Origin of the sequence: Streptomyces violaceusniger Tu 4113 (assembly GCF_000147815.2) — a bacterium.
GTDB classification, from domain to species: domain Bacteria; phylum Actinomycetota; class Actinomycetes; order Streptomycetales; family Streptomycetaceae; genus Streptomyces; species Streptomyces violaceusniger_A.
Genome location: NC_015957.1, coordinates 1,978,435 through 1,994,361 on the forward strand (window position 1 = coordinate 1,978,435; position 15,927 = coordinate 1,994,361).

Sequence of the window (15,927 nt, forward strand, 5' to 3'; positions counted from 1 at the left end):
GGCATTGTCATGTCTCTGGTTTCGGTATTTGCATTGGCGGGGTGCTCGGGAATGATCGAGAAGAAGAAGGACGAGCTGGGCTACACGCCGAAGACGCGGACGGTTGCTGACGTGGAGGAAGAAGCGGCTGGTCTTTCCAGTGAAATCTTCGATGTCATTGACCTGCACGGAAAGACGAGCAAACCGGGGCCTTCGGTTGCCCGATGCAGCGGCCAGGATGAGGAGAAGTTCTACAAGGTCAACCATGCTTGGTCACTGTGGGGCGTGCCGGTCAAGGATATGAAGCAGGCAATGGCGAGGCTCAAGGAAGACCTCCCGCAGAGGGGCTGGAAGATCGTCAAATACGGGCCCGATAAGAGCCCGAGTAAAAGCCCTGAACTTATCGCTGATTCCATCAAGAAGCAGTTCTCGGTCAGTATCCATCTCTACGACGAGAGCGATAAGACCGGGTCCAAGGCGCCCAAGTCCTTGATCTATGTGCTTATGACTTCGGCCTGCTTCCAGGTCCCTGATGGCCAGACCGTGGATGAGTACTGACCGACTCAGACCGGGTATGTCACAGTGGGCAACCCAAGTGCAGAACCTCACCTAAACCCAGCCCCTCGACGGTGAGGGGACTTGGTCAGGCGCCAATCCAGCAAGATCCTCGACCTCTCTGAACTGCGAGGCGACGTTTCCCTGGCTGCTCCGCGCCAGCCCCTGCAAGGACGTTGATCACGGCTACCGTGTGAACTGGGAGAAGAAGATGCGCGACAGTATCTCGATCTCACTGGCGTCGCCCTGCTACGTCGATAAGGCCTACAAGCCCAACGACCAGTAGACGGAGGTGCGCCTGTCCGGGGCCCGGACACGCGGGGACGGGCGGCCGGACCCTCGACTCCGATTCACCTGCACGGGGTGGGGGCAGACGTTGATCTCGGTGGGCCGGCCCACCTCCCGCCGTGCACAGCCATACTGTGCCCCGTCGCCGCGCTGTGGCAGGCGCGTTCAGGGGCTGGCCGTGCCAGGTCCACACCCGGTGCCGATGCGTGCTGAGCCTCCTCTTGTCGCGAGCGAAGCGGACGCCGACGCTGTCGTCCCGGGAAATAGGTATGCGTACTCATGTGGGTCTGTGGTGAAGTCGATAGTGTCACCAGATGTGTCGTGTGCCTTGTATGCGCCGTTTGGGGGAGGGGACCGTTACTGAACCGTCGACGTCCCACAGCTACGGGGCAGTTGGGGCGTCCAAGCCTGACGGATAGAGTGGCTTAGGACATCGTTGGTGTCATACGGGGAGGGACAGCGTGAGGCCCATAGAGCCGGGGTCTGAGCCACAGACGCCGTTCGGCAAGAAGCTGGTCAAGGAAGCCGAGACGCTTGCCAAGTTCAAGACGCGCCTGGACAAGGTCCTGACCGACCTTGAGGAGTCGCCGGCATCGCGCAAGACGATCTCGCAGCAGTCCATCACGCGGGACGCGTACGGTTCGGGCTCCGGGTTCACCTCTTCTGACGACCTGGCGAACCTCTACGAGAAGGTCCATGCGCGGCTGGAGACCCTGTGCAAGTCCTTCGGCGACCAGATTGAGGCCATGGGCCTCATGGCGATCGTCGCCGAGCGTGGCTACGACGGCATGGACGCGGAGCAGGCCCGTCGCATGCGGGAGATTCAGGCACACACGCAGAAGTACTACCGCGAGCCCACCGAGAAGCACGCTGGTCAGACTGAGAACCACGGCAGCAAAGAGGTCGGGGGCGACGCGCTGTGAGGGGGAGAAGGTAGATGGCCGGAGGGAAGTTCGAGAGTCGGTCGCACGACGAGCTTTACAACATGGTCGCGACCGCGCAGCCGGGTCAGCTGACCGACGTCGGCGCCGCGCTGATGGCTGCCTTCGACGACATCAACGCTATCGCGGACGAGCTGAAGGCCCACGCCGAGCGGGTGCACTGGGAGGGCGAGGGTGCCGACGCGTTCCGGACCTGGGGTCGCGAGGTGGCCAAGCAGACCCACAAGATGGCCGACTACACCTTGCTCGTCGGCGTACACATGTCCACTGCGGGCCAGGGCCTGACCGAGGTCAAGGCAGCGATGCCGGCCCCGACGGTGGCGGACGACAAGAAGCACAAGAGCGACGCGGAAAAGGCGGTCGCGGACAAGCACCACCTGGAAGCGCTCCAGCAGATGGACAAGCTGGACTCGTACTATGAGACGGCTTACACGGAGATCAAGGGCCTGGAGGAGCCGAACTTCCCCCTTCTGCCCGACCTCGGATCGGGCTGGACTGACCACAGCTCTGGAACGTCCACTGGAACGTCTTCCTCGGCAGGGGGAACGCAAGGGGCCGAATATGTCACGCCGTTGTCGGTCGCTACTGACTCCCACGGTGTCCCTAAGGGCGCCTTGCCTCCGGGGATCGGGCGTGAGGGTCACGTAGGCAGTGGTGTGGACCTTGAACCGGACACGCGTACGGTCATCGACTCCACAGAGACAGTGACTTCACCAGACATCGTCGACAAGGCCAGGCAGCCTGCTTTGCCGCCTGATACGTCGGACCAGCAACCGGGCCCGGTGGGTCCAGGAGGCATCAAGGGGTCGAAGGCCCCATTCCTGCCAAGTGCCCCGCCGCCTATGCGGGGAGGTGGCAACCCTACGAGAGAGCTGCTTGGCCCTTACCAAGGCGCCGTGAAGCAGCCCAGGCCGACTGGCATTCCTCGGACCGGCTTGCCTGACGGCATTCACGGGGGGACCCAGGCTCGCCCACCTGGGCAAACCAACGCCCCGCGGATTCCCCGGGGCAGGGTCATTGGAGAAGAGCAAGGGCTGATGAGGCGCGGGCCGATGGGACCCGCCACGCATGGTTTCGGCAGAGGAACGCCTCCGTCGGCGAACGGCGGGCCAGGCCGACGGCTCGCCTCGGAGCCGGGTGGGACCGTGGACAGCCCACGAGGGCCGAACAACTTGAATGGGCAACGTTTGCCCCGGGGGACGGTCGTCGGAGACGAACACGGTATCCCTCCAAGGCGCGGTCCTCTGGGCGCGGGCGGTCCGTCCGCCGAGGGCGGTACGCACGCGCCTGGGAACAATGGCGGCCAGGGGCGGCGGCTTTCATCGGAATCGGGAGGCCCCGTCAGTGGTATGCGTTCTGTGCGCGGAGGGCAGCCGGACTTCACCCCAGGGGGGTCCGGGCTTGTGCGGGGCAATGAGACGCCAGAGCTGATGCCAAGCTCCGGCCGGGGAGGCCCGAACGCCTCGGAAGTCTCCAGCGCCAGGCCTGATTACCTTCAGGAAGACGAAGAGAGCTGGTCGGGTGGACGGCGTGACACGGTCCCGCCGGTCATCGACTAGAACGACATATCCCTGTGCAATGCCGAGGAGAGCACTCACCTATGCCATTTAAGAAGTACGGAGCGCGGCGTCGCGCCCTGTCGGCTCTGGCGATGCTCGGAACCGCGCTCTTGGCGGTGGGTGGTACCGCGCCCGCCGCGGCTGCACAGGACATCAGCTCTCAACAGTGGTACCTGAAGGACATGCAAGCTGACGACATGTGGGCGGTGAGTAAGGGCGAGGGGGTAACCGTCGCCGTTATCGACACGGGCGTTGATGCTTCATTGCCTGAACTTCGCGGTAATGTGCTTGCGGGCAAGGATGCATCCAATACACCGACAGACCCGCATCAAGATGCGACAGGCCATGGCACGAACATGGCTGCTCTTATTGCCGGGAGTGGAGCCGGTGGAGGAATCCAGGGATTGGCGCCTCAAGCAAAAATCCTGCCGGTGAAGGTAGTCGGAGACCCGAAGACGGATGCTCCTGACCCTCTAATGGGCAGGGCAATCAGGTACGCGGTTGATCACGGATCGAGAATCCTGAATGTCTCATTCGGAACCATCACCGGGCAGCGTGAAAATTTCGTCAAATCTCAGAGTGCTGTCAATTATGCCCTTAAGAAGGGCGCTCTCGTATTTGCCGCTGTAGGAAACAACGGGGACAAGAATAACCTGCCCGGATATCCCGCTTCCCTCCCCGGTGTAGTTGGTGTGGGGGCGATCAACCAGGAAGGGGAGGTGGCAAAGTTTTCGACTCACGGAGACAGCGTGGGGCTCGTGGCGCTCGGCGACAGGATCGCCGAGCGCTGCGAGAAGAATCTCGATCAGACCTGCGTCAGCGGCGGGACCAGCCAAGCCACCGCCATCACCTCCGCCTCCGCCGCCCTGATCTGGTCCAAGCACCCCAAGTGGACAGGCAACCAGGTCCTGCGCGTCATGATGCAGACCGCCGCGAAGCCCAAGACCGGTGACGTCCCGAGCAGTTACATCGGGTATGGCTCGGTCCGTCCTCGCAAGGTGCTTCTCGATGGCGAAGGGGATCCGGGGCCGGCCAATACCAATCCGTTGCTCGCTCGTGAGGGAGCTACGAAACCAAAGCCCTCCGAATCGGCGTCTAAGGCCGCAGGGGGTGCCTCGCAGCCCCCCGCATCGGATGAGCAAGCCGCTGAGAAGCCCGCGGCGGAGGCCAAGGCGAGCGACGACGGCGGTAATACGACGCTCTGGGTCGCCTTGGGTGCGGGCGTCGTCGTGGTCGCCGGGGCCGCGGTCGCCTTCACCGTCGTACGACGTCGTGGTGGAACGATGGCCAGGCCGTAAGCAGCACCAATACCAACTACAGCTAGACGCTTCCTGCCATGTCAGGTAGGAAACTCCACAGAGTGGTGAGCTGACGAAGAATCCCCAGCTCGGCTCACCAACACATCATGGGGGAAGGTGGAAAGATGTCGGGCTCGCAGCGGATTAGCGACGCACATTTCAGGAAGTTCGAGGGCGACCTCGGCCGCGTCAGCGAGGACCTTTCGCAGAACCTGCGCACGCTGATCAACGCCATCGACACGGTGGAGGCGGCGTGGACCGGTCAGGGCGGAAGCGCGTTCAGGAAGGCGCAGATGAGCCTCAACGAGGACCACGAGGCTCTGCGTCAGCTCATCGTCAACATCCACGAGGCGGTGCAGCTCACGCACCGTTCCGGCGGTGCCAACGACACTGAGATCGCATCCCAGCTCCGCAGCGTTGACGTCAATGGCAGCGCGGCCGGCGGGCACCTCGGCAGTGGTGCGGATGGCCTGGCCCACAGCAAGGTCGATCAGTTCTAGTCGCCCAGGGGCGCCATCAAGGCCCTGGGACAGAAATGATCGACAACCATCAAGACACCACGAGGGGTGGAGCATAAGTGTCCGGTGACGGGATGGACATCAAGGTCACATACAACTCGCTCGAGGACACTGCCGGTGACCTCGAGCGCGGCGCCAGGGTGGTGAGCCAGCAGATCGAGGCCATCATCGCCTCGGTCAAGGCCGTGACCGACGGTTGGGAGGGCGAGGCTCACCAGATGATGCTGGCCGCCGAGAGGCAGTTCAAGACGCGCGCCAACCACATCGAGAGCACGCTCAAAGAGGTGGCGACCAAGGTCAGGACCGGCAGCATGGACTACCACGCGACCGACAAGAAGTCGGCCCAGTTGTTCCAGGACATCGGCTTCTGAGGGTCCGGTCGCAAGCACATGGGGGTGGGCAACCGCTGAAGCGGTTGCCCACCCCCATGTTCAGGTTGTGCGGCTTGCGGGCAGGCACGACCGGGGCCAAGCACCGCTTTACCGCACCCTGCGTCTCCACGGTACGAGGGGAAGCACAGAGCCCCGGCGTACGCCGTAGAAGCGGTATTCCGCCAGACGGTGTTTCTGGGGATCAGGAAAATTCCGGGGCCTTCTCGGGTATTTGAGCCGGATCCTTACATTTGGCGGCAGTCTGTGCGTGCTTCGCCATTGATACTGCCAGGTCGGCGAGTTCGGTACGGAGCGCAGAATGGTGAGAACTCCCGTTCAGCGAGCTTACGAGAATGCTGAGGTTCTGCTTCTTCTTTATAGGTGACTGGTAGGGCTCGCATGAGAGGTAGATGGCCGCCGCCGCAGGCGATGAGATGCCGGCTTCCCCGACCGAGAACGTCTTTCGGCTGCTGGAATCGCCGATATCCTGGTTATCGCTGAGGGTCTTGGTCCATTGGGCTACATCGCCACTCATCGCGAGGTGCGCCGTAATGCTCAGCGCATCCTTTTCGCCCGATACCACAGTGCATTCTGAGGAAAAGTCTCCCGAATTTCCCTTCTCGATAAATCTGTACGAAGGACTGTCAATCGCGCGAAGAACGCCATTCATTGCGCTTCTCGCGTCGGACGAGGTGAGGACGTCGGAGCATGGATTATCGAGACCGGCAGTACCCGTGCTTTCGTCGGTGGACTCACTGCCGGCCCAGTAACCTACGCCGATGCCCACGAGCAATGTGAGCGACACCGCGATTGAGATAACAAATTGATTCTTGGTGAACTTTTTCATGGCGATTACCTTCAGTCTTCCCCGGTCTAATCCTTGGGTAGGCGCGAGGTCTCTCCCTGGAAGTACTTTTTGACGCCGTCCCGAGCATCTCCGAATCCTGATTCGACCGAGTCTGCGGCGGCTGACTGGAACAGTCCGACATCACGGTGATCGAGCCCTTGCGTGGCGCCGATAGCATACCTGGTCGTTGTGACGGTGTCATTCTTTAGGGTTTCGTAGTCGGCACCATTACGGTACACGGCTTTCTCCAGGGCCTCTGAGTCCTGGGGCGCTACGATGCCATTAATGATTTCTGTCGACGCGGTCCCCAGTATTGCGCCTGCGAACGCACCCCCTGGTCCCGTGAATTGGGAAGTGCCCAAGCCGATGCCTACGCCGACCAGAGAACCTCCCCAAGTGCCAGCCTTTCCGAGGGCGGTATTGTAGCTGTCGTCGCTCTCGACGATCTTGTGTTCGAGCGCATAGTCCCTGCCGGCTCCGATGATTCCCTCAATCTCGCCGGCATCCCGCGAGACGCTCTGAATCATTCTTTGCGTGGCCTCTTGCCGATCGTCGGAGAGGCCATTGATGTAAGCGTCAGGATGGCTGGCCTGGTATTCGATCAGGTTGGCCGTGTAGTTGTGCTGGCCGAGGTTGACGGCCGCATAGCCGTCTGGATCCTGGCCGACAGTGTGCAGGAAGCGAGTGACGTCGCGTTCCGAGAGCTTGGCTTCTGCTCCCTTGATTGGGAACAGAGTCTCGTTGCCGCCCGTGTTGGGGTCGATCGCGCGATGAATGTCCGGCATGTACTCTGCCGAAATCCTGCCGAGGCTGTCGGCCATACCGGGGCGCACTAGATCAGTGTTTTCGGACATCTTTGTCACGATCTGGTGCATTATCTTGGCCTCATCCCTGGAATGGACCGCATGGGCAGCCGTCGGCGGGGTGCCCGCGTCATGCCCGGTCGCTGCGGCTTCCAGGGCCTTTCCCAGTGAATCGAATCCCGGTAGTTTCTGCTTCTGATCGGGGTTCGGAACGTACTCGGCGTTGTCCTGCGGCCAGATGCGAGGGTTGTCGCCCGAGCCTGTGAGGTAGTCGAAGTGATCTTCTGACTTGAAGAACTGGGTAGATGCATCGTGATTGTGCCCGAGCGCTTCCAGGAAACCCGTCATGGGATCCTTGCCGTCGTCATTCTTCCGGAGATCGAAATTCAAGTCTTCGTAAAGCTGCCCACCGCTCGCCCAAAGGTTCGGGGCGGAAGTGTGACGCTCGAAGTCGACGAGGCTGTCCCCGTATCTGTTGAGGAAAGTCGAGTCGTACTTCCCGTGCCGCAACAGGCTGCTCATGATCTGGTATCCGTACGGACCAACTGATGTCTTCGTGGGGTCCGTAATGAACTGATGCCGCCCTTCCGCGATGACGTCGTCCTTCCACGCCTTCATCGCATCGCTATTGGAGTGGGTGGCTGAGGCAAGGGTGAGACCCAGCGTTGTCTGGAGCTTTCGGAGCTCTTCGGCATCCCCTTTGGGGATATTCCCCTGGTGGGCGTTGTAGACGCCCGCCCAGAACTTCAAGGTCCCCTTCGGGCCGAGTCCAGTGGCAAACTTCTCGGTGAAGTATGGGTCCCCTTCGTGCTTAGCGAGAAAGTCATTAAGCTGAGCCAGCTGCTCGAGGGAGAGATTGGCGCCACCAAGGTCGGCGAGGTGCAGCGCCTTGTCGGCGTCCTCCTTGGCCTGCTCGCGCCCCTTTTCGGCGTCCTTGACGCTGTGGAAGGTGTCGGAGTCGAAACCTGGCTTTCGGCCGTTGTGGTCCTGTGTGAGTGCCCAATGCAAGGTGTCATCGGCATCAGAGGCGTCCATAATGGCGGACTTGACCCGTTGGTTATACGCTCTGGTGGTTTCGAGGTAACCCTTTTGCAGCGCAGCGGCATTGCCGTCGAAATCTTCTGGGGGGTCGACGTATACAGTTCCGTCCACCCCAATTTTAAGGAGCTGGTGACTCTTTCCGTTCTTGTCCTGGGCGGTGTACTCGGTGATTTCCTTCGCGATACTGTGCAGACGTTTCTGTGCCGAACTGAATTTTTCGTGAGCGTCATGGAGAAGGAGGTAGACGTCCTTTGCTTCGTCCGAGGCCGCCTGGAACTGTTTTTCGACGATGTCGAACTTTGCGAAGGCGGCGTCCGCGGACTCCCCATGCCAGTCGGAGTCGCGTAGCCCTTTGGTCACGTCCGTCCGGAAGGAGGTGGCGACGGTGTCGAAGTTCCCCGGCAGATTCCGCCACTTGGAGACGGCTTCGGAGAGCGCCGTGAGGTCCACATCCCTGATGGTGGCGTAGTCCAATGTCATCTGACTCCAGGCCCTTCAGTTCTTCTTGTGGGTGTGGTACTTGTTGGCCTGCTCTTTATCTTCCTCAGTGAGCTTGGTCGCTGCCTCGCGCAATGCCCCGGCGACGCCCTTTTCCAATTGGGTGTGCATATATGACATCTGAGCTCGCCAACGTTTCTGGAAGACGCTGAAGGCATCTGCCGACTTGAAGCCCTTGAGGCTGGCCTTTACTTGCCCGGTCTCCTTCATGGCGGTGTCGTCGGCCTTGGCGAAGTTCCCGCGGACCGCAGCGACCTTGCCTGCACGCTCCTTGAGGATGTGCGGCGTGACATGGAGCGCCTTGCCGGGGGAGGCATTACCGCCGCTACCGGATGCGGGGAGTTGGTTCAACTGTGTGTGCGTGCTCTGACGTTGTACGGCTTCCGCTCGAATTTGGGCCCATTCCTCGTCGAATGACATAATTCCCCCTGTTATGTGAGGTTAGAATACTTCCGAGCGTTCTTCTTGAGGTTAGCGAACTCATGCGCGGATGACAGCCCCATTGGCCTCTATCGCTCCGGCAGCCACCCCAAGCTGGGCCAGCGGCACTCCGCGCTTACGCGAGACGAAGAAACCGCGGCCGGGTGGCATGGGCCGTGGCTGGAACGTGCAGGCCAAGCCGTTCATTTGGACCGCGACCGCCGACGAGGCATTCGCCAAAGTCCGCCCTGTACAGACTCACGTCAAGAAACCGGTCGATCACCACGCAAAATAGTGCTAACCGGGTCACGAGATACTATTGATCCGAAACGCTTTGGGTTCGGGCTCGTTGACGGTGTGTGAGTGATCTGGTGGGGGACGCGCGGACCTGGTCGCCGGACGCGCAAGAGGCCGTGCGGTTGCTGGCGGTATCCGCGCTGGTGGAGGGCCGGGACCGGGTAGAGGTTGCCGCCTTGTTCAAGGTGTCGGTCAGGGCGGTGGACAACTGGTGGGCGAGGTGGCGGGCCGGCGGACGGGACGCGCTGCTGTCGCGTCCTCGAGGCCGTTGTGCGGGTGAGCATCAGGTCCTGTCCGAGGCCGAGCAGGCCGCCGTGCGGCAGGCTGTCCTCGATCACACTCCCTCCGGCCTGGGGCTTTCCGGTCAGCTGTGGACGCGGGGCCAGATAGGCCGACTGATCTTCAAACTGTACGGGGTCCGCTTCACCGAGCCCGGGGTGGGCAAGTACCTCAAGCGCTGGGGGCTGACCTTCCAGCGACCGGACAAGCGAGCCATCGAGCAGGATGCGGAAGGGGTCCGGACCTGGCAGGAGGAGACCTGGCCGGCGATCCGGGCCCGGGCGAAGGCCGAGAGGGGCGAGATCCTGTTCGCTGACCAGGTCGGGATCCGCTCGGACCAGGTCACCGGCCGTACCTGGGGCGTCAAGGGGCAGACTCCGGTGGTCCGCCGAACCGGGAACCGGTTCTCCGTGAACGCGATGTCCGCGATCAGCACCAAGGGCCGGATGCACTTCATGGTCTTCACCGAGTCGTTCGACGCGACGGTCATGTGCCGCTTCCTCGCCAGGCTCGTCGGGCACTTCGGCCGGAAGGTCCACCTGATCGTCGACCGGCACTCGGCCCACCGTTCGAAGGCCGTCCGGGCCTGGCTCGCCGACCACGAGGAGAAGATCGAGCTGCACTTCCTGCCCTCGTACTCACCCGAGCTGAACCCGGACGAGCTGGTCAACGCCGACCTCAAGCGCAGCCTTCCCCACAGCCACCGGGCCAGGAACCAGACCGAACTCGCCAGCGAAACCCGCAGGTTCTTCCACCGCCGACAACGCCAGCCCCATGTCATCACCGGCTACTTCAAAGCCCCGCACGTCCGCTACATCATCGACGAGTGAACCCCATGAGTTTCTGATCAAATAGTCGTTCCAATGAATGACTACGGGGCCGTCTGGAAGGCTCTCGGAGTCCGGGCACTTGGACCACCCTCGAGACATATCCCGTGCCGCCTGAGCGGTAAATTCCGCGAGCGAACGGATTTCTTTGGCCGACTCGTTCAGCTGCTGCGATTCCTTGGCCTGTTCGACCATGCTGGCACCAGCAGTGATGAGCAGTCTGCTTCCCGTGTCTTTCTCCGAGTTGGTGCCGCACGGTATGTACAGCAAAATGGCTCTATTACGCTTGCTAATGTAGCCATATGCTTCACCCAGACTTACCGGGATCCCCTGGCTCTGGATGCTTTTGCGTGGGTACTTTCCGCCTGACCGGTAGATGTAGGAGAACCCCACATCTTCTCCTCCAGCCTGGAGCTTGCAGTCTCCGTAGTTCCTCCGTGCGTCGAATTGATACGTCTCTTCCTCGAACTTATCTCCCTTCTTGGGGAGGAGATTTGTGATGGTCTTGCCGGATACTCGCCTGCCGCGGACCTTTTCCGGGATTTCGAGGGCTTCATCAGTTGACTGTGATGCGACCAAAGCCCACAAGGTCCCCGCGCCGACGATAAGTAGGGACGTCAGTGGGACCACGAACGATTTGACGTGCCTTGAGCGAAGAGGTTCGAATGGCATCAAAGGGAGGAGGTTCCTGTCAATGAGACCCAGCGGATCGAGGGTCCTTCCAGTGGACTGTTACGGGTCCGTCCTGCAGCTTCGCTGCACCTGGACACTTGAACCATTCTTGGGACAAGGTGCGAGCTACCTGTGCGGTGAATTCGAGGTACGAGCTGTCTGCTGTCCTCAACTTATGACTTGTTCTACTGAAGCTGTCTGTCTGCTCTGCGGCATCGGCGTTTGTCGCAATGATCAATCGATCTTCGGGGTATCGCGTGGACGGGCAGGGCACGCAGAGCCTGATTCTGTTCTTGTCGGTCATGGTGCCGTATGCGTCACCGAGAGAGACAGGAGTCCCTCGGTTCTGGACGCGGCTGCGTGTGTATTTATTGCCAGGAATTCGAGTGAACCCGATTCCCACATCCTGGCCACCGGCCGTCAAGATGCATTCCCCGCTATACCCAGGAGTTGGCTTCGAGAAGCCCGATGTGTCTTCCTCAAGGCTCGATCCCTTGGTGGGAAGCAGGGGTGCCACGGTTTTGCCCGGGATACGTTCGAAGCAGACCCTGGATGGGATCTCTATCGCGTTGTCGTCCGAACGTGGACCGGCTGTCATCCACCATGCCCCGGCGCCGATGAGGGCCATGGTTAGCGCAGCGATGATGACTATTCCCGTTCTCGACCTCAATACCTCGGGCGATATCGAAGCGGGAGGCATTTCGTTCACCTTGCCTTTCCATCGGAGAACGCCGCGTTAGATGCACCGTATACGTCATCAACCACGCCGCTGATCTTGTCCGCGGGGAGTCCGGCTTGTTGAGCCGCGGCGCGCAGCTTCATGGACTGCCCGGTGTCCTCGCGTACGCCATGTAATGCGAAGGTGTAACACCTATTCGACACGGCTGAGCCACTCCCATGACTCAGAAGCGGGTCTGCGCATCATCTCCGTAAAGAAGTGCATACCTTCAGCATCTTTGGTGTGTGCTGATTCGTACGACACCCGGGGGGAAATCTTGGCTGGCTGATAACTCGCATGTGCACTTCCACTTCGCCCTGCCGGGTCTTCCTGGATCAGCCAGATCGATACCTGGTTCGGCACCCTCACTCGCCAGTCGATCCGTCGCGGCACGTTCTCCAGCGCCAACGTCCTGATCGCGCAGATCCGCAAATAGATCGGCCCCTGGAACGAGCAGGCCAAGCCGTTCATTTGGACCGCGATTGCCGACGAGGCCTTTGCTAAAGTCCGGCCTGTACAGACCAACGTCAAGAAGCTGGTCGATCACAACGCAAAATAATGCCAACCGGGTCAGGAGATACTAGTCATTCCAATGAATGACTACGGGACCGTCTGGAAGGCTCTCGGAGCCCGGGCACTTGAACCATCCTCGAGACATATCACGTGCCACCTGTGCAGCAAATGTAGCGAGCGGATGTATTTCTTTGGTCGACTCGTTCATCTGGTGCGATTCCACGGCCTGTTCGACCAGGCTGGCGCTAACAGTTATGAGCAGTTCTTTCTCCGGGTTGGTGCCGCACGGTATGTACAGCGAAATGGCTCCAGTGCGGTTCCTGGTGTAGCCATATGTCTTACCCAGACTTACCGGGATCCCCTGGATGCTTTTGCGTTTTCCGACTAGCCGATGGATGTAGGAGAAAAACACTTCTTCTCCGCCAGCCTGGAGCTTGCAGTATCCGGAGTACCTCCGCACGTCCAATTGATACGTCTCTTCCTTGAATTTGTCCCCTTTCTTGGGGAGGAGGTTTGTGGCGGTCTTGCCAGATACTCGCTCGTCGCAGACCTTTTCCGGGATTTTGATGGATTCATCGCGCTGTGATGCATCTATGGCCCACCAGGTACCCGCGCCGATGAGAAGCAGTGCCGCTGCGGCTGCAATGATTCGACTGCGTGTTGAGCTCAGCACCTTGAGCCTTTCGGTGAGAAGGAGATCTCGTTCATCGGGACCGGCCGTCCGAATGGGCGTAGTTGGTCTCCTGATATACATCGTCGGCCGCACCGGCAGCTGGACTGCCAGGATCAGTGGAGAGTCCTGCCTGTTGTGCTGCGTCGAGAACCGCTTGTTTTGCGGCCTGGGCGGCCGCTTCGCGCTCGCCGTTCAGATAGTTCTCTCGGTTTTCTTTCCACTATCTGGTCAGCAGCTTCCTGAGGGTCCTTGGTGTAATGATTGAGAGTAGCTTCCTGGATGTCTTCAACTGCCCAGCCGACGACATCGCCACCCACGGGTATCTTGCCTACGCCCATCTCCACGACGCGCGATACCCATTTATTCCCTGTTTCTAGCTTCTGGTTGTATTCATTGATCTTTTCCACGCTATCGTCAGCTGCAGCTATTGCGTCCGCCCGGCCTGCGGAAGTAAGACCAGAAATCTCCCCTCCAGGAGCAGCAGCGCGTGTGGCGGCGGCGGAGAGCGTCTCGTCACCAGGGTTCGCCATGGCATCCCGGATAATTTCGGTGGTCACAGCCTGCTGAGCGTGCGTGATGGATGCATAGGCGTCGGGGTCTTCCGCGGTCGCCTGCAGGAATTGTTTGAGCTCGTTGCCTTCTTCGTTCAAGTCATCAAGATATGCATCAGCGCCGAAGTGCCCGATGTAGCCACTCTGATCGCCGCCAGCGATCGTCCTCTGAATGTCGTGCATGTATTCAGCCGACATATTTCCGAGGCTGTCGGCGATCGGTGCGAGACTGCCATCCGCCTTGACGAGATCTGGGTTTGATCCTATTTTTTCCACTACTGTGTGGAAGAGATCCGCCTGTTCCTGGCCGTGCTTCACGGAAGGGCCGTCGCTGTCATACGCCCGGCCGGTCGTGGCGGACTCGAGAGCGTGTCCTAGTGCATCTTTCCCGAACGTCTTACTCTTTTCGTCCGGCAGGATGTAGCCGCTTGTCTTGTCCGCCGGCCATTCGCGGCCGTTCTTCCCGTCCTTGTCGCCCAGGAAGTAATCAAGGTTGCTCAGCTTCTTGAGGTCGTCGTCCGCGCCTTCGCCCGTGGAACCGTTGAAAAACGCGGTCGACGCCTCGGGGCTGTGGCCGAGGGCCTCGAGGGCACCGGTCATCGGATCCCAGCCGGGGCCGCCCTTTTTGTCGAGGTTGAGGCCGAAGTGATTCTCGCCGTTGAACTGGTCGGGAATGGGCCAGCCGCCACCTTTTCGTTCGATGGTGACCATGTCCTCGGCAACGGGGACGAGGAAGCTCTTGTCGTAGTTTCCGTGTCGCAGCAAGGACGAGAGGGCCTGATAGCCGACGGGCTCGGCGTGGTCGAAACCTATGCCCAGCTCAAGTTTGTTTCGGCCGACCCGTTTGAGCTCTGACTGCCACGCCTTACCGAGGTAGTCCTTGTTCTCGCGGAACGCGGTGTCGGGGTTGTCCTTGCCCGTGGGCGGGTCGGTAGCGGTCGCCAGGGCCACACCCATGCTTGTTTGAATGCTGTGTGCCAGCTTGAGCTGGGTCTTGTCTCCCTCCGCCGAGGCGTCGATGGCGACTTGTGCCTCGAAACGGAGCGCGTCCTTGGGCCCCAGAGCCTTGTAGAAGTCGACCGAGAACTCACGATCCTTGGCGTTGTCCGACAGCAGTTGTTTGAGCTCTGCGAGCTCCTTGGTGCTGAGCTCCTCGCCCTGCTTGTACTTGGCGAGGCTCTTCTTGGCCAGCTGAACCGCTCGCTCGGCCTGGACGTCATCCAGCGAGTCGTACTTCGCGTGGCCGAAGTTGTGGCTGTCGCTGCCGTGGATCTTCTTCAGGGCGCCGGCCGCGGAGTTGTCGATCTCGTCTGCCTTGGCGATGAGGTTGTTGATCCGGCTCGCCAGGTCGTCCAGGTAGTCGAGTTGCTTCTGTGTGCGCTGGTCGCTGTCTCCGCGCTGATGGAGATAAACGCAGTACACCGTGCCGTCGTCCAAGCCGGTGACCCGGACGTTCTTGGTCTTGGCCTCGACGTCTACGAGTTTCTTGATGTCCGACTGGACCTTGACGAGGTCCGAGTGCGCGTCCCGGAGCATGCTCCAGATGCCCTTGGCTTGGGTGTGGGCGTCGCCGAACTCCTTGGCCGTCTTGCGTACGAACGGTTTGGTGACGTCGGAATTGGCGCCTGCCCAGCGGGCGGCATCGGCCTGCTTCACCATGCCGTCAACGGCGTCGGTGGCCAGCGTATCGAGCTGGTCCACCATTTCCTTCCAGTCGTCGGCCGCGGCTCCGAGACTGCTTAGGGAGACGTGATAGATGTCGTCGAAGGTCAGGCGTGCCATGACAAGTCCCCCTTATTTGTAGTACTTGGAGATTTCGGAGACCGGCATGGCGCTGCCGTCCCTCCGTGCCATGGACGCAGCGATCTTCGCATCCTCATTGGTATGCGACTTTTTTGTGTAGTCGAGGTGGTTCGAGATATGAGCGCACGCCTGGAGGAGCGTCTTGAGCTGATCGTTCCACACCATCGCTGTCGTCGTCAGAGCATCGCCGATGGTGAAGTGGTGTGAGGAGAGGACGGTCGCCGCCTTGGTGGTTGACCCGTCGTCCTTGGCGCCGCGGGTAATGTCGCCGGCTTTCTTGAGACGGCCGTGCAGCATGTACGCCTCATGGCCCACCCGGCCCAGGTCGTCCTGGTTCACGACCAGATCGCCTCGAGAGGACGTACTGGCCGCGCCTCCGCTGTCCGCGTGGTTGAGGCGCATACGTGTCGACTGTTTGTCCGCGGCTGCGGCCCGAAGCTGGGACCACTCGTCGTCGAACGTCATACTTCCCCCAA

12 protein-coding genes are annotated in these 15,927 nt (G+C 60.8%); 6 read left to right on the forward strand and 6 right to left on the reverse strand.

Translation table 11 applies throughout. The features are described 5' to 3' along the window. Window positions 1-51: 51 nt before the first annotated feature. From STRVI_RS08830 to STRVI_RS08850, 5 genes are all read left to right on the forward strand, one after another. A complete protein-coding gene (locus STRVI_RS08830; protein ID WP_050993640.1) occupies window positions 52-537 on the forward strand; it encodes a hypothetical protein in 486 nt (161 codons plus the stop codon). A 746-nt stretch (window positions 538-1,283) separates the two neighbouring features. Beyond that, on the forward strand, window positions 1,284-1,745 hold the full coding sequence (locus STRVI_RS08835) for a hypothetical protein (RefSeq protein WP_014055288.1): 462 nt from the start codon (window positions 1,284-1,286) through the stop codon (window positions 1,743-1,745). Between the two features lie 1,618 nt (window positions 1,746-3,363). After that, window positions 3,364-4,620 carry a S8 family serine peptidase gene (locus STRVI_RS08840; protein WP_014055290.1) on the forward strand — a complete coding sequence of 419 codons (1,257 nt, stop codon included), beginning with the start codon at window positions 3,364-3,366 and terminating at the stop codon, window positions 4,618-4,620. 125 nt (window positions 4,621-4,745) lie between these two features. Then, window positions 4,746-5,120 carry a WXG100 family type VII secretion target gene (locus tag STRVI_RS08845; protein WP_014055291.1) on the forward strand — a complete coding sequence of 125 codons (375 nt, stop codon included), beginning with the start codon at window positions 4,746-4,748 and terminating at the stop codon, window positions 5,118-5,120. A 77-nt stretch (window positions 5,121-5,197) separates the two neighbouring features. After that, on the forward strand, window positions 5,198-5,509 hold the full coding sequence (locus STRVI_RS08850; RefSeq protein WP_014055292.1) for a WXG100 family type VII secretion target: 312 nt from the start codon (window positions 5,198-5,200) through the stop codon (window positions 5,507-5,509). A 202-nt stretch (window positions 5,510-5,711) separates the two neighbouring features. Here the strand turns inward: STRVI_RS08850 and STRVI_RS52020 are convergent, their stop codons facing one another. Genes STRVI_RS52020 through STRVI_RS08860 form a run of 3 tightly spaced genes read right to left on the reverse strand, consistent with a single transcriptional unit; the run spans window position 5,712 to window position 9,118 of the window. Beyond that, window positions 5,712-6,356 carry a hypothetical protein gene (locus tag STRVI_RS52020; protein WP_014055293.1) on the reverse strand — a complete coding sequence of 215 codons (645 nt, stop codon included), beginning with the start codon at window positions 6,354-6,356 and terminating at the stop codon, window positions 5,712-5,714. A 26-nt stretch (window positions 6,357-6,382) separates the two neighbouring features. Next, entirely contained in the window at window positions 6,383-8,680 is a 2,298-nt protein-coding gene (locus STRVI_RS08855) for a DUF6571 family protein (RefSeq protein WP_014055294.1), read from the reverse strand. Between the two features lie 15 nt (window positions 8,681-8,695). Continuing rightward, entirely contained in the window at window positions 8,696-9,118 is a 423-nt protein-coding gene (locus tag STRVI_RS08860) for a hypothetical protein (protein WP_014055295.1), read from the reverse strand. A 359-nt stretch (window positions 9,119-9,477) separates the two neighbouring features. On the opposite strand from STRVI_RS08860, the gene STRVI_RS08865 reads away from it, so the two are divergent. Further along, complete coding sequence (locus STRVI_RS08865) at window positions 9,478-10,524, forward strand: IS630 family transposase (RefSeq protein WP_167543197.1); 1,047 nt, start codon at window positions 9,478-9,480, stop codon at window positions 10,522-10,524. A 1,967-nt stretch (window positions 10,525-12,491) separates the two neighbouring features. Here the strand turns inward: STRVI_RS08865 and STRVI_RS52025 are convergent. The 3 genes from STRVI_RS52025 to STRVI_RS08875 are packed head-to-tail and all read right to left on the reverse strand — an operon-like array spanning window position 12,492 to window position 15,916. Beyond that, window positions 12,492-13,178: a hypothetical protein gene (locus STRVI_RS52025; RefSeq protein ID WP_150112884.1), complete on the reverse strand. Its 687-nt coding sequence runs from the start codon at window positions 13,176-13,178 to the stop codon at window positions 12,492-12,494. Window positions 13,179-13,210: 32 nt separating this feature from the next. Further along, window positions 13,211-15,430 (reverse strand): hypothetical protein, encoded by a 2,220-nt coding sequence (locus STRVI_RS08870; protein WP_014055300.1) that lies wholly within the window; start codon window positions 15,428-15,430, stop codon window positions 13,211-13,213. A gap of 12 nt (window positions 15,431-15,442) precedes the next feature. Then, window positions 15,443-15,916 (reverse strand): hypothetical protein, encoded by a 474-nt coding sequence (locus STRVI_RS08875; protein ID WP_014055301.1) that lies wholly within the window; start codon window positions 15,914-15,916, stop codon window positions 15,443-15,445. Window positions 15,917-15,927 lie beyond the last annotated feature (11 nt).